Source organism: Bacillus sp. FJAT-42376, assembly GCF_003816055.1.
Taxonomy (GTDB): Bacteria; Bacillota; Bacilli; order Bacillales; family Bacillaceae; genus Metabacillus_B.
The window spans coordinates 1-17,346 of record NZ_CP033906.1; the positions used below are offsets into that span (position 1 = coordinate 1).

Consider the following 17,346-nt stretch of genomic DNA (forward strand, 5'->3'; position numbering starts at 1 on the left):
AGATTCCACGTCACCATGGACACCCTTGCGTTAAGCTAACTGCTACTTCTGCCTTCGCAGTTCGGGACTCCCACCCTATAGATTACACCCATGCCAGGCGCACAAAATAAGAGCAAAGCCGCAGCTTTGCTCTTTTCTATAATTCTTCTTTCTTCCCTGCTGTTAAGCGCGGAATCAGGATGAGCAGGATTAGGAGCAATCCAATTCCGATGATGGCGATGTATAGGATGGTAAGGCTGGATCCTTTTGTTTCTGCCGCCGCATCGGGTTCGAGTTCCTGGCTTCCGGTGTTTTGGAAGAGTTCTTCTTCGCTGTCCATGAAGAGCCCGGCTTCGACGGTTTGGACGGCAACATTGCTTACTTCAAATTGGTTTGGAGTGTAGGCAGTGAATAGTTCTTCCAGCTGCTTTTCTGTTTTATTGGGGTCCGGGGATAGATAGTCCAGATTCTTCAGTTCTTCCGGCGCGTTGTATTTCTTTTGGTATAAGGTTTCTTCATGAAAATAGTCGGTTTGCTTTTTGATTTCTTTCTTTTCATATACGTTTGGTGCAATGGTGTCGATATCGGGCGGATCTGGCACTTGTTCTTCGGCCTGGACGGCTGGTGCCTGGATGAGAAGGAGAAGAGCCGTTAACAGGACGGCTCTTTTTCTCATTTTTTTCGTTTGGTTCATTGTGTTCCACCTCATCAGGATTAGGCTTCGTGCGCTTCGTCTCGGGAGGCGCGGTTGTCCATGATGGCTTGGATGATGAATGGGATCAGCGTGACGAGTATCAGGATTCCGCCTAGTACGAGGACGCCTTCTGTAAATTGGTTGCTGGCGTCTTCCTGGATGGAGATGTAGACGGCTGAGATCGGATCGCTGTAATTAAAGTTCGGTACGGTCAGGGCAAGGAGCGGACTCACGAAGTAGGCGGTGAGTGCTACGCTTGCGAGCATGCCTGGTGTGTTGCCGAATAGGAAGGCGACGCGGATCAGGCTGGATGCTGTGAGCAATAACAAGATCGTAAAGATTGACCATTGGATAGCGCGGTCGTCAGCCAGGGAGTAGATGCTGGTTCCGAATAGGCTGATGAGCAGGCCGACGATGACGTTGAGCAGGATGAAAAGGGTTGCCCGCAGCCAGAATGGTGCTGTTTTGAAATAGACTCCGCTGAAGTAGCCGATGAGCAGGCTGCTTAGCAGAACAATGACAAGGATGACGACCGGCGGTACGGTTTTGGCTTTTTCGATTGGTTCTTCCCCGGAAATTTGAATCGGGTTCGCCAGGTGATCGTAAACAAATCCGTTATCCTGGCCGTCTACTCTTGCATTGCTGAGTACTTTGAAGACTTGGTCTCTGGATAGCTCGGTTGCGGCTACGTTGGCAGCCCATTTATTGTTTAGTTCGTCGGATTTTTGCTGGACTTCGTCTACTTTTTTATAGAGCTGGTCTGTGTTGGTGAGGACGTTTGTCTGACGCTCTCCAAGTGAATCCATCAGGCTGTTCATTTGTTCGATAGTGCCTTTGATGCTTTGAGTTCCGGATACGAGTCCTGTGCCGCTTGCAGGAACCTGAGATGGACCGGCTGATACATCAGGCTGCCCCGGTGCCGTTCCCCCCTGCAGCTGCTGCATGAGCTGGTCTGCGTTCGCCTGAACGGCTGTCAGGTCTTCCATCATGGCGTTTTGCTGTGTGTCGATGTTTCCGCTGTACTCTGAGATGAAGTTGGTGAATGATTCTTCGAGTTTTGACATTTCAAGCTGGGCGGATGGGAAGTTTCCTTGCATCGCATCTGTCGCACTGCTCTCTTCTTCTGTCGGAGTGAGTGCGGTTTTCATTTTTTCGTTTAATTCTTCGTTTGCCAGGACTGTATTTTTGATAGTGCTGTCTGTGCTGTTTAATCCATTCAGGGTTAGCTCGTATTGGTCTAATTTTGCATAGTAGGTGAAGACCGGTTCAATCGTTCCTTTAAGGATTGGTTCCCTGAAAATCGGCTCGAGCTTCTTTTTCCGTTCTTCGGAAAGGTTGGATGCGCTGAGTATAGCCTGTTCTTTTTTCTTAATGGCATCCGCGATTGGCTGAACGTTGCCTTGCAGGAACAGGATTTGATCGGATAGACGCTTAATTTCTTCTCTTAGTTTTTGCGTTTCTGTGATAATAGAGCTGTTATCCGCGAGAAGTTTCTCGTAGTCTTTTGCCAGCTGATCGTATTTCTTTTGCCATTCCTGATTATTGGCATCTTTTGCGGCTAGCTGTTTTTCAATTTCATCCGCTTTGACCGCAAGCTGGCCGAGGCCGTTTGCTGCATTTACCGCTTCATTCGGCTTCGGATCCGGGATGGCATTTAACGAATCCTGAAGCTGTTTCGCCTGTTCAGCTACTGCTTTTAGCGCGTTTTGCTGATCCAATAGACTGCCGATTGGATTTGGATTCGGCTGCTGTTCCGGCGTATCCGGGTTCTCAGGGTTATCCGGAACCGGCGGTGTACCCGGTTCGGTAGGTGTTCCTGGCGTGCCCGGTGTACCAGGTGTTCCAGGATCCGGTGTGTTCTGCAGCTCTTTTCTTAAGTCAGCAAAGCCGTTTTCAAGGGTAGTCAGTGTCGTTTCATCCATTGATCTTTTGTATAAATCGAGGTATTCGGACTGGACCGCTTTTAAGTCGTTCATTTGGCGTTCCATCTGGCCCTGGAGAATACGGTCGATTTCACTTGCATTGTCTGTTCCTTCCTGGAGGGTTGCCTGAATGGCGGACATTTCATTGTTGATTTGTCCAACCTGTTCATTAACTTGCTGGAAGGAGGTGGAGCTTCTTTCTGTCTGATTGGACATGCTCTGCTGGAGACCGGTGATGGTCTGATTTTGAACCTCTCTCATCAGTTCCATCTGTTTTTGCTGATACTGCTGGTATTGGTCGGTATACGCTACAAAGGATGCAAGGTCTTTTTGAAATTCTTCTGCGTTTTGAGTGCGTTCTGGCGCGGATTTTGATGCATCTTTCATCGTTGCCTGAAGCTGCTGAAGCATTTCCTTCTGATAATCAATTTCGCCTGACAGGTCTTTAGAGCTTGGTTTATAAAAAGCGAACATCGTTTTTTGGAACTGGTCCTCTTTATCGAGAATCTGATCGAACTTTTCTTTCACATCGTCCATTTCCTGGGCAATAGAATCCCAGTAGAAGACAGCCGTTTTTTTGTTAGCCTCTTCAGTGGCGTCATCAATGGTACGGAGGACCTTTTCTTTGTCTACGGCTGTCAGCTGTTCTTGGACTTTAAATTTGAATTCCGCTTTTGACGGCTGGGTTTCTTCATAGGTCAGAATGTTTGTTGTGAAGTCGGAAGGGACATAGATGATGGCATCTATTTCCTTGTTCTTCATTTCGTTTTCAGCGGCACCGCGGCCGAGCTCTTTCCAGTTGTATTCCGAGTTTTTGCTCATGACCTGGATGATGTTGTTGCTTAGTTTATCTTTTTCGTCGCCTGGAAACGTATCTTCATTAACGACAGCAATCGTTCGGGTTGCTTTATCCTGTACCTCCATCGGATTCTGGCCGATGGTCTGGAAAAACAGGGCAGGGACGGCAAGGATGAGAATGACTGCAAGGACCATTTTCACCATGTGTTTGGTTTGTTCCGTCATGAATAGATCTTCCTTTCAATTGCGCTTAGAGGAATTTGGATTTTCGTCACTCTGCCATTTTCCGCGTAATAGCCGAAGCCTGCGTTGATTTCCTCTTCTTTCCGGTCATATGGAAGAGTCAATATCGTCTGCTCGGATTTTTTCATTAGGATAATGGCTTGACGGATTTGTTTCAGCTCAGATGTCATTGTATCGTAGCCTTTTGATATTTCAGCATTGCTACCGGCGACAAGGATGTTGAATCCAAGGTGGCTGAAGTTTTTCATGAACTTCACGATCCGGTCATGGATGAGCGAATCGGTTGCCTGCAGGAATCGCGCATAGCCGTCGATGACGAGCAGCAGCGGTGTGAATGATGCTTCGCCTGCTTTTCCGGCATTGATGGCTTCCATGTACTGCGCTTCCCTTTCGGTCATGAGTGCTTCTACATAATCGAGCCATGCTGCAATGCTTTCTTTTGACTCTACATAGTCGATTTTTTCCTCTGCCGCGTAGCTTGACAGTCCTCGGTCAATGGAATCAAACAGAGCGATCTTTTCTTCCTGCTGGCCCATTACAGTGTTTATGATGACTTTAAGCACATTCGTCTTCCCTTTTTGCGACTGGCCGATGATGAGGCAGTGCTTGTTTTTCAGAAGGTTGAGATGGACCGGCTGCACCTGTTCCTCGTGAAGGCCGATTGGGATGATGCCCGGACGATGATGGCCTTCGATGTATTGCGAGAAGGTAATCGTCGAAAGATCGGTCGGCAGCATCGGCACCGGTTTTGGACGGGTATAGCTGCTGTATTTTTCCACGAACATTTGAATATCTTCTTTCAGCTGATCGAGCAGTTCATAATCATTCGCTCCATCTGCCGGCAGAAGCATTTGGGCAAAGTACGTATGCTCCTTCTTAATGAAGGCGCGTCCCGGAATGGCTTCCATCGCGTATGGCGGACGGCCGACAGTGGCATGAAGCTCAGAAGCGTCCAGCATATAGTGCGCGATTTTCGTCTTGAGGTTACTCATGATGGAATGACGGACGGCGTTTGCACGCGATGCCGTGATGATCATATAAATTCCGAGAGACTGGCCGTCCCTTAAAATCTGGTTCAGTTCGGTTTCGAGGTCATACATTTCATCTTTAATAATGTCGAAGTTATCAATGGTGATGAAAATGACCGGAAGCTTATCGCCGCTCACGTTGTTGTACATTTTGATGCTGCTGACTTCCTGCTGCTGGAACAGCCGTTTTCTTTTTGAAAGTTCGTCTTTAATAATGCTCATGAACTTTTCGATTTTTCTGGACTGATCGACGAGGAAATAATCCGCCGTGTGCGGCAGCTGGCGCAATGGCAGCAGCGCTCCGTTTCCAAAGTCGAGAATGTAGATATGAAGTTCTTCCGGACTCATTTTGGACGCCATGCCCATCAGTAGGGTCATAGCGGATACCGATTTTCCGTATCCGGATGTTCCAAAAATTCCGATGCTTCCGTCGTCAATCATGTTGTAGGCAAAGGCCGTTTGGCTTTGCTTTTCCGGTTCGTCGATGATGCCCATCACAATCTCGCCCTCTTGTTCGGACATGTGCCCGATTCTTGAGATGCGGTCTTCAAGCGGAGGCAGCCACGGACTTGGCAGCTTTTGAATGCCGAGTTTCTTTTGGGTTTCGGCGATTTTTTCAACGACGACGTCGATTTCGGTTTGGACATCCCGCTTCTTCTCTGTTGAAGCAGAGACGTCTGAGAGTGGGACAAATCCAAGATCGGTGACGAGCGCGACCTCGTCTTCGCCCTCACGCGTTTCTTCGTTGTAAGGTGCCCCGCTCCAGGCGGACTGGAACAGCTCATATACTTCGTTGTTTCCGACCTGCAAATATCCTCGGCCGGTTACGGTAATGGCGGCTGCGTCCCCGTTTTTCAGGATTTCTTTACTGTCGCTTGCGTCCTGTACTTTAAGAGCGACGCGGAAGCGGGCGTTACTCCAAATCTGGTTGTCGATGACACCGCCCGGCTTTTGGGTCGCGAGGATCAAGTGAACACCCAGGCTCCGCCCGATCCGCGCGGCAGAGACAAGCTCGCGGATGAATTCCGGCTCTTCGCTTTTCAGCTCGGCGAACTCATCAGAGATCAGGAACAGATGCGGCAGCGGGTCGCTTGCCTCACCCTTTTTGTACAGCTTCGTATAGTCGTTAATATGATTGACGGTGTGTTTATCAAACAGGCGCTGGCGGCGCTTCAGCTCGCTTTTAATGGAGGCAAGTGCCCGTGCGCTGAAGTTTTTGCTGCCTTCAATGTTTGTAATCGTTCCAAGCAAGTGAGGCATGTTTTTAAACGGCTGGGCCATTCCCCCGCCCTTGTAGTCGATTAAAAGGAACGCGACTTCATGCGGATGGAAGTGGGCTGCGAGAGATAAGATATATGTCTGCAGGAATTCACTTTTCCCCGATCCCGTCGTTCCGGCGAGCAGTCCGTGAGGGCCATGGGCCTTTTCATGCAGGTTCAGCTCGACGAGGTCTTCTTTTCCTTTTAAGCCGATCGGGACAGCGAGTGATTTGGCCGATTCTCTTGTCAGCCAGTTCTGTTCAATCGGAAGCTCGTCCACTTCCTTTGCCTGGAACATGCCAAGGAAAGAAACACTGTTCGGTATGGAGTTCGTCATACCGGTCAGGTGATCAAGCGTCCGAAGTGTTCTCGCGAAGGTTTCGTTCGTTTCAAGTGAGTGCTGGTCGAGATCGAATGGAATCTGAACGGCTTTTTTCTCCTGGATGAGAATGTCCCCTTCTTTTTCATTCACGTAGCGGATGAGCGTATGGATATGCTCTGTCAGGCTTTCTTTATTTTCCGCTGCGAAAATAGAAGAGATTCCAAGTTTTTGATGCTCGCCTTCCAAGTATTCAAGAATAATATGATCCGCAATCAGCTGCTGATTCGTGACAATAAAGACGATATGGGGGGAGAAAAAGATGCCTTTTTCATCCTTTTGAATATCGCGTTCGCGGATAAGCTCGTATAAAGAAGATAATAGCTGGTCTCTTGTCTGTTCATTGTAGATCAAGCCTTTTGCGTAGGCGTGAGGCAGCTGGAAATGCGGCAGCCATTTCACCCATTGCCATTCATCGTATTCCTTTTCATCAAAAATGAAGACGAAGCGGAGATCATGGTAGCTGTGGAAAAAAGCAAGCTGGCCAATGAGCTGGTGCAGCTCTTTTTTGACCGTTTTTTCTTTTCCGATCAGTCCCATTGCTCCTTCATTCAGATTGACCGGGATGGGAACCGGGCCGACTTCCTTGTACGTTTTTTCAAGCTCCTGGGACTGTTCGAGCAAATCGTCAATTTCCCTGTTCGCAAGGTCGGAGCTGCTTAAAGTGACGGTGTAGCTCGAGGGACTATTTCCATGACCGATCCGCAGCTGCAGGAAATCCTTGCTGTCGATGGTGCGCTCCCAGATCCGGTCGGAAATGTCCTGGGTTAAGTACTTCATTTTTTCAAAAGATGGAAAATGGTAGCGAAGGACCTTCTTTTGACGCTCAGACAGCTCTTGAAGCTCCTCACGGGAACGTTCGAGGTATGCTTTATACACCCGGACACGGCGCTCTTCCCTTTTTTTGCGCAGCTTGCGCTCTTTGAAGTATTGAGTGGTGGAGGTGATCAGCGTCATGGAAAACATAGCGACCGTGATGATGATGTAAATCCCTCTTGGCTGAACGAGGGCGACGATCCCCATCAGGATCAGCATCACGAGCGGAGGAAGAACGATGAGCCAAAGCCCTCTGTTCGTATCCTCAGTTTCCTGAACCGGCATGTTCAGGCTTACCTTTTCGTCCGGGAGATCATAAATCATCCGCGGTGTTCTGCGGTAGGCCGGGTATTTCTTTTTCATTTCGCTTTCCGGCTTTTCAACGGAAGGAAGCGTCGTTTTCAGTTCCTCCATATCGCTGACAGCCACAATATCTTCATCTATAAAGGTAATGGTCATGAAGCCCCACAGCAGAATATCCCCGATTTGCACATCTGTTTTTTCGGCGATGCTGTGGCCGTTTTTGTACAAACGCTGGCTGCCCGATTCGAGTGTCCAGCCTGTACCGGCCTTCACGAGTCGAAACCAGCCGTCTGAAGCGGGACTTGAGCTGGATACCGCTGCATTTTCTTCATTTGAGAATAGAATTTCATGCTCATATCCGGTGAACAGCTGCTTCGGATCAGCTGCTTCAGGAGTAAGGCATATAATGAGGCTTTGTCCGTTTTCCTCCCAGATATAGGAACCCTTTTCTGCAAGACTGCCCTTTTTTTCTCCATTTAAATGGATGGAAAATTCGCCTGTCTCTTCCTCTCTTGCAAGCTCTAAAGAGCCTGAGGAAAAAGGAAACGAGCGAACCGTGAGTGTATCACTGTAATCCGGTCCGATGGTCAGGGAGCGGGTTGTCGAATCTGAAATAGAATATGGCTGATAAGTCCGCTGATAAAAGACCCATAACGTGCTCATGCGAGGATCCCTCCTTGGTTTATGCCCATATAAGGCCCGCCTCCCGGTGGGTGAGGCGGACCTTCGTATTATTTCGGGTTAGTCTGGCCTGCCGGCGGAGCGGCCGGCTGTTTGCCCGCTGCCGGAGCTTGCGGCTGTTTCGGTGCGGCTGGAGTTCCCGCTGCCGGAGCTGCTGGCTGCTGAGGCTTAGTTTCAGCAGCTTCTTTTGCCTCTTCTTCTTTTACTTTATCGAGAGCCTCTTGTTTTTTCTTTTCCTCTTCCTCGGCTTGTGCTTTTGTTTCTTTTAATCTCTTTGTATTATCCGCTATTTCGGATTCAAGTTCTTTAATTTTTGCCTGTCTTTCTTCACTTTTCATCTCTTTATCGGCTTGAATGTCAGCCTTGTACTGGATAAGAGCCACCGTTATGGTGAATGGATCTCCAACGTTCCTTGCAATTTCAAGTGCCTTTTCACTTTCCCCGCGTCCCATTCTGATAAAGAACTCATAATAACGGTTATCCGTTCTTAAAGTCAGGTCCTTGCGGATGTTTTCCTTCTGTTGGTCCAACACAAAATCCCCCGTTACTACGTAGGAATGTGCAAGCTGGTATTTAACGATATCCGGCATATCCTCAACCTTATATTTCTCCAGACCGTTGATGACATCACTGTAATTGCTCGTCTGGTAGTCCTTTCCGCTTTGGACATATGCTTCCGCCCTCGGCTGAAGGAAAAATACAGAATAGGCGGTATAAATAATGGCGGGAATTAATAGAATGAGAAGCCCAAGGCCGACATAGCGGAACGTTTTCCACTTCTTCTCGGGAATATGTACAAGACTGCGCTCTTTTTCTTCCAGAAGGACAATTTTCCGGCTGATCAGCGCGGACAATTCTTCGGTTGTTTTCGTATCAAAAATCTCTTTAACAAGGGTGGATACCTGGAGTGTGTCGTGAAATTTGATGTATTGCTCAAATGTGAATTTCTCATCTACGGCTGCGGCAATCACCGCTCTTACTTCATGCCAGATCCGCTCTTCATCTTTTTCATACGGCGGGAGGCTTTCTTTTACTCCATAATGCAGGAAGGAAGGAGCCAAGCCTTTTGTGAGCACCAGATTATCCGGAGCCACGATTAAATGAAGTCTAGGGTACGTGTGGGATTTGACCTTCTCCACAAGCTGGTGGGCAAACACCCAGCGGCTGTGGCGGTCTTTTTTGTGAAGCTCGCTGAAATTCTGGTAAGACTCGGCAGGTTTTACTTTAATATTCAGTTCATCTTCCGTCATTTCAATCTCTCTATGAATATCCTGGTCCATTTTTGTGAGCATTGATATTTCAAGCGGATCGTCCAGCTTGATTTTCTCCTGCTGAAAACGAAATGTCCGTTCCAGCTTTTCTTTCGTGATCGTGCATTCCAGCTGCTGTTCCAAATAATCCGGATTCTTTTCTGCCATGTGCTCTGGCTCCTTTACAGTATTTCAAGTCGATCTCCAGTCATAATGCCGCTGATCCCAAGCTGATAATCCCCAGGAATCACCATGTGCTTGTTTGGAACGCGGACCCAGTGCCCTTCTCGAGGTGGGTCAGAAATGCATTTAGCCTGCCAGACGATATCAATCAGCTTCTTGACGGAATGATAGTCTGATAGGCGAAGGTCAAATACTTCTCCAGTATAATGTTTTAAATCTACGGTCACTTCGATATACATGCCTTTTCACCTCAAAAATGAAGAAGCGCCATAATCCGCGAAGAAAATGGCGCCTCCTAGCGTCCTTGCTGGATTAACTGGTTTAAAATTAGCCGCGGATTTGGTTTGCGATATCCTGGTCAGCGTTGCGCAATGCATCAGCTGTTTTGTTCAGCTGCTGGCTTACTTCCGCTAGCATTGTTTCCATTTTCTCAACAGAAGGTCTTAGCGTTTCCCACTGCTCGGAGAATGCTTCACTCGCAGAACCTTTCCAAAGATCACGAAGCTCGTCCATTTTTCCGTTCAAACGTGTAATCTGCTGATGTACGTTTTCACTCTCTGCTTTAAAATCGTTTGATTTCACTACAAGTTCTTCTGGTGTTACTTTAATAAGTCCTGCCATTTTTCAACATCTCCCTTACCTGAATTTACTTTAATTGTAAAATTAAACAGCCCCTAATTTCAATTGATACTTAGAAATTAGTAGAAAATTGGTTAATTCTATCTACTTATACCCGAAATTGGAAGTAATAAACCAGTTAAATAGAGTAAATATTTCTTATGTTAATTTCTTTTTTGAAACTATTGGCTTATTTCAACAGAAAATTAGGAAATCTATTATTTTCTAGTATGTGGAATTTATATTACGAGAATGACATTTTTCTACAGGAATTGTTATTTATTTAATACAGTTGTTATATTCTGGACATTCATCACCACCTGTATTTTTATCCCTAACCAAAGAGAAATTTCCCATGAAGCTAAGTAATTAAACCTATATTTGTCTTTTTTGTTACCTATTTACACTTAAATAAAAAGCTCTGTTAAACTTGGCTGTTGATTGCAGCTAGCAGTCGTTCGCTTTCCGCTCCAATCAACAGGTGTTAAAAATCAACATCAGGCTTTAACATAGCCAAACAAAAAAGAAGAGACTCCCGTCTCTCCTTCTCTTACTTTGTTTTAAATTTTTCCACTTCTTCTTTCAGTCCTGCTGCCAGGTCAGCGAGATGGCTGATGGATTGGCTGATTTCTTCCATAGAAGAGAATTGCTGCTGGGCGCCGGCTGCGACTTGCTGGGTGGAGCTTGCGGATTCGCTTGCGATGCCGGCCATTTCTTCGACGGAGGCGGTGACTTCTTCTGAGCTTGCCGACATTTGCTCGGCTGTCGCGGAGACTTCCTGAATCTGGGCGTTCACGTCGTCAACTGCTTTCAAAATCAAAGTGAAGTTTTCTCCGGTTTCTTTCATTAAATGAAGACCGCCTGCCGCCTGTTCTTTTTCTTTGTCCATTTGGGTGATCATGATATCCGTTCTTTTCTGGATGGAACGGATGAGGGCCGTGATTTGCTCGGCTGACTGCTTGGAGCCTTCTGCCAGTTTTCTCACTTCATCCGCCACGACCGCAAATCCTTTGCCGTGCTCGCCTGCGCGTGCCGCTTCAATGGCTGCATTCAGTGCAAGCAGATTGGTCTGTTCAGAAATTCCCGTGATGACATCGACAATTTTATTAATTTCTGCCGATTTGGCTCCGAGCTCTTTTACGAGCGTGGTGGTCTCTTCTACCGATTGATAGATTTCATCCATTTGCTTCACGGCTTTATCAATATACACACTGCCTTTTTGCGTCTGGACGGCGGCTTCTGATACAGAGTGGCTTACGGAGGATGCCCGTTCTGCCACATGCTGGACGCCTGATGCAATTTCCTGGATTGCCTTGGCTGTTTCTTCTGTGCTGACCATCTGCGTCTCTGCCCCATCTGACAGGCTGTCGACGGATTGGGCAATCTCTTTTGTAATGGCGCTCACCTGAACGGAGTGCTCCTGAACCTGCTCTGTTGACGCAACAAGAGTCTTGGAAGAATGCTCTATTTGGGTTAAAAGACTCCTTAGTGAATCAATCATGACATTGAAACCGGTCCCGAGCTGGCCAAGATCATCTCTCGATGTCACGTTCACTTTTTCTGTCAGATCCCCTTCGCTTACCCGTTTTGCGACCGCTGACAAATTGCGGATCGGCCGGACGATGGAGCGAATGGTAACATAGTTAAAGGCCGTTCCGACTATAATGAATAGTGCAATAACGACGATCATATTGATTAAAATCGGTTTTGACTGATCGGTAAACTCCGATGTATCAATGGTTCCAAGAATTTTCCACCCGGTTTGATCATTCGTTTCAAACATCATTGATTTTTTTGAACCATCAAAATCGTAGGTGAAGCTTCCTTTTTTCGACTGATAAATCGGATTGCTGATGGTTTTGTCGAGCGTTTCACCCGGCTTCAGCGTAGGGTGGACGACCACTTTGCCATCCCGGTCTATAATACTCGGGTAGCCTTTGTTTCCGATTTTTGTTTCCAGCACGTTTTTAGAAAGTACCCCCAAATCTATGTCCATGGCCATTACGCCGCTTCCATCGCTCAGCGAGCTTGCAATGGTCACGACCATTTTGCCTGTCGATGCATCCTTATAGGGACTTGTGATGACGGCCTCGCCTTTATTTTCCATCGCTTCTTTGTACCAGTTTCGTTCCGCTGGATTGTATCCGCCGGGGAATTCCGTTTTAGGGAAAGCGTACATAGACCCTTCACTCGTTCCTATATACGTAAGCGTGACTTCCTGAAAGGCATTGCTGATGTTGCCTAACCGCTCGTTCAGGTAGACTTCGTCTTTAAAAGCGCTGCTGTTGAGTGTCTTGGAAAACAGCTCCACAACATCGCGTTTGTTTTGGAAAAATTCGTCCGTCAGGCCGTTAAGAAGGGTAACCTGCTCTGCGGAAGCAATTTCGATTTGATCCTGCACTTCATTTTTTGCTGCCAGGTAGCCAAAAATTCCTATTGATAGAGTAGGAATGAGCAGCAGCACAAAGGAAAAAATAATTAAACGATTGCGGATTTTCATATTTTTAAACATAAGCATGCACTCCGATTCTTGATGATAGCGTACATGCTATTTATCGGATGGAAGGACGTAAAGTTGAGTTAAAAAGCCGGACTTTCCTTTGGAAAGTCCGGCTTCTTCGTTTAGCTATGCTTATATTTTTTCCGTCTCTTCACGTACCAGACAATCACCATGATCACGAGAATGGCCAGTACGGCATAGATGATATTGGAATAAACACTCATGTATTCGCCAATCTTCGGCCATGCCTGACCGAGCTTGGCGCCGAGTACCACGAGCAGTGTATTCCAGATCAGCGTCCCGAACGTCGTGTAGATCAGGAAAAGCCAGACGTTCATATTGGACATCCCGGCCGGAATGGAAATCACACTTCTTACAAACGGAACCATCCGGCAGAAGAAGACCGTCCATTTTCCGTATTTATCGAACCAGGCATCTCCCCGGTGAATTTCTTTTTTGGAAACGAGCAGGATGTGGCCCCACTTGTCCACAAACTTCTCCAGCTGTTCTACATCGAGCAGCCTGCCTACATAATAAAGAATCAGGGCACCGAGCACGGAGCCTGCCGTAGCGGCTAAAATGACTCCCGGTATCGTCAGTCCCGCTGTCGTTGTCATAAAGCCCCCGAACGGAAGAATGACCTCAGATGGAATCGGCGGGAAGACATTCTCCAAAGCGATCATTAAAAAGATTCCCAAGTACCCAAACTGCTCCATAAATTGCGTAATCCAGTTTTCCATGTATCCACAAGCCTCCTGTTTCAATCTACCCGTCCCCGAAACCAATAGTACGGATGGGAGCCCAAAAGGTTTCATATTCTCATTAAAAGACTTCCCGAAAAGAAGATGAAGCAAACCAGACACGCGCGGGCGTCCTGCTGCAAGATAGGGAAACATGAAAAAACCAGCCAAGGCGGCTGGTCAAGTGAGGGGGGATCGAGGCAGTTTGTGATTTTTTCTAATGAAGGGAAATGGAGGGGAAAATCAGGCTTCCTGTTCGGCGAGCTCGCGCGGGCGCCCGCTCATGAACCGTACCGAGTCTGCGACCACTTCGGTGACATACACCATTTTGCGGTCGGCATTTTCGTATTTGCGGGACTGGATTCGGCCGGTGACCCCGATGATGGAGCCCTTTTGGCAGTAGTTGGCGGTGTTTTCAGCGGTTCTTCTCCAGAGGGTGCAGTTGACGAAGTCGGTTTCAATCTCACCGGCATTGTTTTTGAAATTCCGGCTGACGGCGAGGGTGATATAGGCGACGGCCGCCCCGTCTTTTGTATAGCGGATTTCCGGATCCTTAGTCAGTCTTCCAACCAAGGTTACGTGATTGATCATCCTGATTCTCCTTTCTTCTTGGATTCAATCGTATTGTAATCGAAGAATACAGAAAGGGAAAATCAGGGAAAAACAATTTTCAGCGGGTATTTTGTAATCATTGCAGCTGATTCCATTGGATCAGGACATTTAGCGGATCTATTTCCCGATTTTCGTAAAACATAAGAAAAATGCAGCGCTGTGTTATAATGGGAAAAACGACTGGATAACAATGCGGAGGTGGATGATGATGAAGACGTTTAAGCTTGTTTCCATGAAAATTGCACGGAATGATGAATACGGACGCCATTATGATGAGATTCCTTTGAAGGACGGACTTGTGATTAATAAAAAAGACGGCGAGAATGACTGGCTGCTTGAGTCGCTGATCAGCCGCGAGCACCTCGGCCGTTTTCAAAAGCTGATGACAGACAATCAGGAACAGACACTCGTGGTCACCATTTCCAAGAAGACCAATACACCCGCCAAGCTAAAAGCGGCAGTGAGCAAGGTGGTAGAGCTTGAAAATGAACTGATTTCCGTTTTATTTTCCGGAAAAATGGCAGCAAACCGGCCGTTCGGCAATGCGGAGAAAATTTTAACCGAGCTTCTGGATGAGGGATTGGATGGAGAAGATCTTCTTCAGGCTTTTTCTGCCCAGCTTCATAAACAGCAGGATCAGCAAACGGTATCCTCTAAATAGAAAAAGCCAGTCCCCGGTGCGGCTGGCTTTCATTTTTTAATCCATTCGATCCTTTTTTATCTGTTTTTCTTTCTGCCGTTCCTTTTGGCGGTTCATTTCATCCGGATAGCGGCCGTGCTCCATGCCTCCCGGAACCATATTCCCGTCCCTGAGCTCCATGTTATAGCTCTCCTGCTCAACCGGCGGATTTTCATCCTTTTTTTCTTCAGGATCCGGATCGTCTGCGCATCCCGCCAGAACTGCCGTAAGGGTAAAACCGATTAGAAGACCGTATACTTTTTTCACGCTGCATGCCCCTTTCTTGATATTCTCAAGATTTAGCATGCCCATCGGAAAAATCCCCCATACGAAGGAGGAATGAGAATGAAATACGCAGCTGCCCTTTTAGCCGGAGTCGCCGTTCTATTTGCCGGAACGAAAAAAGCGAAGGCCCCTGTTAGAAAATAAGATTTTTTAAACGGATGTCACGCGCCAGGCTTCTTCCACTTGAATTAATTCTCCTGTACCCCATTGATCTTGTTCATTTTCCCAGCCCGTTAACCGCAGAAAACGGTTTGTGTTTTCGGAAAAGGCCAAGGTCCCGCCAAGCATTCCCTTGGCTCTTTGAGATTCATCAAAGCGGAAGTTCTCGTTCTGCGTAAAAGCCGCATGAATCGATCCTGCCTTCCTCAGCATCGCAACAGGGTCGGGAATACTCTGTAATTCCTGATACAGGCTGATCTGTATGGAAGTATAAGCAGCTTCTTGCTCAGAGCTTGCAAAAATCCGGTCATGTACCTCTTCCATGAAATGCTGATAGTCTGTCTGACCTGCCCAAAAGGAATAAATGCAGGCAGTCAATGGCTCGTTCTTGCTCCAGCCCCCTAACTGCCCTAAAAACCCCTTTACTTCTTTAAGCGGACTCCATTGTTTTTGCTGCTAAAAAAAGGCTTCCTTGCAGCTTTCTTCTACCTTGCACGTAATCTTCTTTATCATCATGCTTACATCCCCTGCCCGTATACAAAATAAAAACGCAGGCTAGGATGCCGGCGTCTCTTTTCTACTCTTGTTTTTCCCCTAGGGCAAACATAATTTCCGCTTCGCAGACAACTTGGCCTTCTACAGTGGCGGTCGCTTTCCCTTTTCCTAGGGCACCGCGGGAACGGATGATTTCCACTTCAAGACGAAGCTGGTCGCCCGGCTTGACCTGCTTTTTAAATCGGCAGTTGTCGATTCCTGTGAAGAACGCGAGACGGCCCCGATTTTCTTCCTTTTTCAGCATCGCTACTGCTCCAACTTGCGCAAGTGCTTCTACAATTAACACACCCGGCATCACCGGGTAATCAGGAAAATGTCCATTGAAAAATTCTTCGTTCGCCGAAACGTTTTTGATTCCGACAGCGCGAGCGCCTTCTTCTACTTCAAGGATGCGGTCCACCAGCAAAAACGGGTAGCGGTGAGGAATAATTTCTTTTATCTGCTGAATATCTAGCATATGGAGTTGGCTCCTTTCGACTTCTCTGTTTATGTATACGGCAAAAGGAAGGGAAATCCCTTCCTTTCGCTTACAGAGTATAGACTTATTCGGATTTTTTTTCAACTAAATCCACAATGTGCTGCCATGTAGAAGGCTTGAGCACGTCGATGGGGTTTCCATCTCCTATTACCCCATATCCGACCATCGCCCCAGTAATGGCCGCTATGATGAGCAGGACAAAAACGAGCACTAAACGCAGCCAAATTGGAATGAGCCGGATCCGGATTTTCCGGACTGCTTGTTCCTCTTCTCTTACAGGTGCGGCGCTTTTTTCTTTTTGCTCCTGCTTGTATTTTTCGCGGGTCATGGACGCGTCTTTGGAGGACATAGTGAAAACTCCCTTGACTTCATTAGCGGACTGAGTTGATTAACCCCAGCATCTGATCGCCGATTGTGATGGATTTTGCGTTAAATTGGTAAGCCCGCTGTGAAACGAGCAAATCGGTCATTTCCTTTGAGATATCGACATTCGACATTTCGAGAGCACCTTGCTCAATCGAAATTTGTCCGCGCTGTCCGCCCGTTAAATTCGTAACAGCGCCTTGATCATTCGGGTTCACGAGTGTATATAGATTTCCGTTTGTCTGAACAAGCGACTGCGGTTTATTAGCCTGGACGATTCCCAGGCTGAACGTTCCGGCGGGCCGGCCGTTTCCGTCAAGAGCCGTCACGGTTCCATCCGCGGATATTTTAATGGAGGAAGCCGCTCTGTCCAAAACAATCGGCTCATCCTTTTCATCCAGAATCCTTTGGCCATTTGCATTCACAAGACCAAGCCTGCCGTCTGCCTCAGCCGAAAGATAAAGCGCCCCATTTCTTGTATAGCGGGTTTGTCCATCTGCATCGACTTTTAAAAACTGACCGGGCTTCGTAAAGGAGAAATCCAGATTCCGGTCTGTTTTTTTAATCGTTCCCTGGCTGAAGACCACATTCTGCATCAGCTGGGCTCCGACGCCCTGACGGATTCCGAAATCCGTTGACCGGCCGATCTCTTTGCTTAGATCCTTTTGATTGTCATATTGCTGGCGCACAAGTTCACCAAAGGATGTCTCGGTCCGCTTAAACCCTTGAGTATCCACATTGGCTATATTATGCCCAATTGTGTCGAGCTGCTTTTGCACCTGGTTCATCGTATTGGAAGCGGTAATCATGGAGCTTAGCATT

The 17,346-nt window shown here is 47.3% G+C and carries 14 protein-coding genes and 2 pseudogenes; 1 reads left to right on the plus strand and 15 read right to left on the minus strand.

The annotated features are described in order from the left end of the window. Positions 1 to 136: 136 nt before the first annotated feature. The 10 genes and pseudogenes from essA to ssb form a co-directional block, all read right to left on the minus strand. Positions 137 to 673 (minus strand): type VII secretion protein EssA, encoded by a 537-nt coding sequence (gene essA, locus CEF21_RS00005; protein WP_164462050.1) that lies wholly within the window; start codon positions 671 to 673, stop codon positions 137 to 139. A gap of 20 nt (positions 674 to 693) precedes the next feature. Continuing rightward, the gene (gene esaA, locus CEF21_RS00010; RefSeq protein ID WP_123912839.1) at positions 694 to 3,618 is read right to left on the minus strand and encodes a type VII secretion protein EsaA; all 2,925 of its coding nucleotides are present in this window, start codon (positions 3,616 to 3,618) and stop codon (positions 694 to 696) included. Further along, a complete protein-coding gene (gene essC, locus CEF21_RS00015) occupies positions 3,615 to 8,084 on the minus strand; it encodes a type VII secretion protein EssC (protein WP_123912840.1) in 4,470 nt (1,489 codons plus the stop codon). Before essC ends, esaA begins: the two co-directional genes overlap by 4 nt. Before the next feature lie 68 nt (positions 8,085 to 8,152). Further along, on the minus strand, positions 8,153 to 9,520 hold the full coding sequence (essB, locus tag CEF21_RS00020) for a type VII secretion protein EssB (RefSeq protein ID WP_123912841.1): 1,368 nt from the start codon (positions 9,518 to 9,520) through the stop codon (positions 8,153 to 8,155). Positions 9,521 to 9,534: 14 nt separating this feature from the next. Further along, entirely contained in the window at positions 9,535 to 9,774 is a 240-nt protein-coding gene (gene yukD / locus CEF21_RS00025; protein WP_123912842.1) for an ESX secretion system protein YukD, read from the minus strand. Positions 9,775 to 9,862: 88 nt separating this feature from the next. Continuing rightward, positions 9,863 to 10,156, minus strand: coding sequence for a WXG100 family type VII secretion target (locus CEF21_RS00030; RefSeq protein WP_035408135.1), 294 nt, complete (start codon positions 10,154 to 10,156; stop codon positions 9,863 to 9,865). A 547-nt stretch (positions 10,157 to 10,703) separates the two neighbouring features. Further along, positions 10,704 to 11,654, minus strand: coding sequence for a methyl-accepting chemotaxis protein (locus CEF21_RS21815; RefSeq protein ID WP_481747690.1), 951 nt, complete (start codon positions 11,652 to 11,654; stop codon positions 10,704 to 10,706). Then, positions 11,649 to 12,671 (minus strand): annotated as a pseudogene (locus CEF21_RS21820) (HAMP domain-containing protein); the annotation flags it as partial. The gene CEF21_RS21815 and the pseudogene CEF21_RS21820, both read right to left, overlap by 6 nt. A gap of 104 nt (positions 12,672 to 12,775) precedes the next feature. Next, positions 12,776 to 13,393, minus strand: coding sequence for a DedA family protein (locus CEF21_RS00040; protein ID WP_123912844.1), 618 nt, complete (start codon positions 13,391 to 13,393; stop codon positions 12,776 to 12,778). 243 nt (positions 13,394 to 13,636) lie between these two features. Continuing rightward, entirely contained in the window at positions 13,637 to 13,984 is a 348-nt protein-coding gene (ssb, locus tag CEF21_RS00045) for a single-stranded DNA-binding protein (RefSeq protein ID WP_123912845.1), read from the minus strand. A 226-nt stretch (positions 13,985 to 14,210) separates the two neighbouring features. Between ssb and CEF21_RS00050 the strand changes: the two genes are divergently transcribed. Then, on the plus strand, positions 14,211 to 14,666 hold the full coding sequence (locus CEF21_RS00050) for a YwpF family protein (protein ID WP_164462052.1): 456 nt from the start codon (positions 14,211 to 14,213) through the stop codon (positions 14,664 to 14,666). Between the two features lie 36 nt (positions 14,667 to 14,702). Here CEF21_RS00050 and CEF21_RS00055 read toward each other — a convergent pair whose 3' ends face one another. The 5 genes and pseudogenes from CEF21_RS00055 to CEF21_RS00075 all read right to left on the minus strand — a co-directional run bounded on the left by CEF21_RS00055 (position 14,703) and on the right by CEF21_RS00075 (position 17,345). Next, positions 14,703 to 14,996 (minus strand): hypothetical protein, encoded by a 294-nt coding sequence (locus CEF21_RS00055; protein ID WP_123912847.1) that lies wholly within the window; start codon positions 14,994 to 14,996, stop codon positions 14,703 to 14,705. 123 nt (positions 14,997 to 15,119) lie between these two features. Beyond that, positions 15,120 to 15,569: pseudogene (locus tag CEF21_RS00060) on the minus strand (DUF4937 domain-containing protein); the annotation flags it as partial. Between the two features lie 136 nt (positions 15,570 to 15,705). Next, positions 15,706 to 16,140: a 3-hydroxyacyl-ACP dehydratase FabZ gene (fabZ, locus tag CEF21_RS00065; protein WP_123912849.1), complete on the minus strand. Its 435-nt coding sequence runs from the start codon at positions 16,138 to 16,140 to the stop codon at positions 15,706 to 15,708. 85 nt (positions 16,141 to 16,225) lie between these two features. Further along, positions 16,226 to 16,510: a DNA-directed RNA polymerase subunit beta gene (locus CEF21_RS00070; protein WP_123912850.1), complete on the minus strand. Its 285-nt coding sequence runs from the start codon at positions 16,508 to 16,510 to the stop codon at positions 16,226 to 16,228. A 22-nt stretch (positions 16,511 to 16,532) separates the two neighbouring features. Continuing rightward, positions 16,533 to 17,345, minus strand: coding sequence for a flagellar hook-basal body protein (locus tag CEF21_RS00075; RefSeq protein ID WP_123912851.1), 813 nt, complete (start codon positions 17,343 to 17,345; stop codon positions 16,533 to 16,535). Position 17,346: the final 1 nt, after the last annotated feature.

What these genes read in the sequence shown, in the direction of transcription:
- essA (WP_164462050.1), bottom strand. Translation starts at nt 673, where the DNA reads ATGAACCAAACGAAAAAAATGAGAAAAAGAGCCGTCCTGTTAACGGCT.
- esaA (WP_123912839.1), bottom strand. Translation starts at nt 3,618, where the DNA reads ATGACGGAACAAACCAAACACATGGTGAAAATGGTCCTTGCAGTCATT.
- essC (WP_123912840.1), bottom strand. Translation starts at nt 8,084, where the DNA reads ATGAGCACGTTATGGGTCTTTTATCAGCGGACTTATCAGCCATATTCT.
- essB (WP_123912841.1), bottom strand. Translation starts at nt 9,520, where the DNA reads ATGGCAGAAAAGAATCCGGATTATTTGGAACAGCAGCTGGAATGCACG.
- yukD (WP_123912842.1), bottom strand. Translation starts at nt 9,774, where the DNA reads ATGTATATCGAAGTGACCGTAGATTTAAAACATTATACTGGAGAAGTA.
- CEF21_RS00030 (WP_035408135.1), bottom strand. Translation starts at nt 10,156, where the DNA reads ATGGCAGGACTTATTAAAGTAACACCAGAAGAACTTGTAGTGAAATCA.
- CEF21_RS21815 (WP_481747690.1), bottom strand. Translation starts at nt 11,654, where the DNA reads ATGATTGATTCACTAAGGAGTCTTTTAACCCAAATAGAGCATTCTTCC.
- CEF21_RS00040 (WP_123912844.1), bottom strand. Translation starts at nt 13,393, where the DNA reads ATGGAAAACTGGATTACGCAATTTATGGAGCAGTTTGGGTACTTGGGA.
- ssb (WP_123912845.1), bottom strand. Translation starts at nt 13,984, where the DNA reads ATGATCAATCACGTAACCTTGGTTGGAAGACTGACTAAGGATCCGGAA.
- CEF21_RS00050 (WP_164462052.1), top strand. Translation starts at nt 14,211, where the DNA reads ATGATGAAGACGTTTAAGCTTGTTTCCATGAAAATTGCACGGAATGAT.
- CEF21_RS00055 (WP_123912847.1), bottom strand. Translation starts at nt 14,996, where the DNA reads ATGGGCATGCTAAATCTTGAGAATATCAAGAAAGGGGCATGCAGCGTG.
- fabZ (WP_123912849.1), bottom strand. Translation starts at nt 16,140, where the DNA reads ATGCTAGATATTCAGCAGATAAAAGAAATTATTCCTCACCGCTACCCG.
- CEF21_RS00070 (WP_123912850.1), bottom strand. Translation starts at nt 16,510, where the DNA reads ATGTCCTCCAAAGACGCGTCCATGACCCGCGAAAAATACAAGCAGGAG.
- CEF21_RS00075 (WP_123912851.1), bottom strand. Translation starts at nt 17,345, where the DNA reads ATGCTAAGCTCCATGATTACCGCTTCCAATACGATGAACCAGGTGCAA.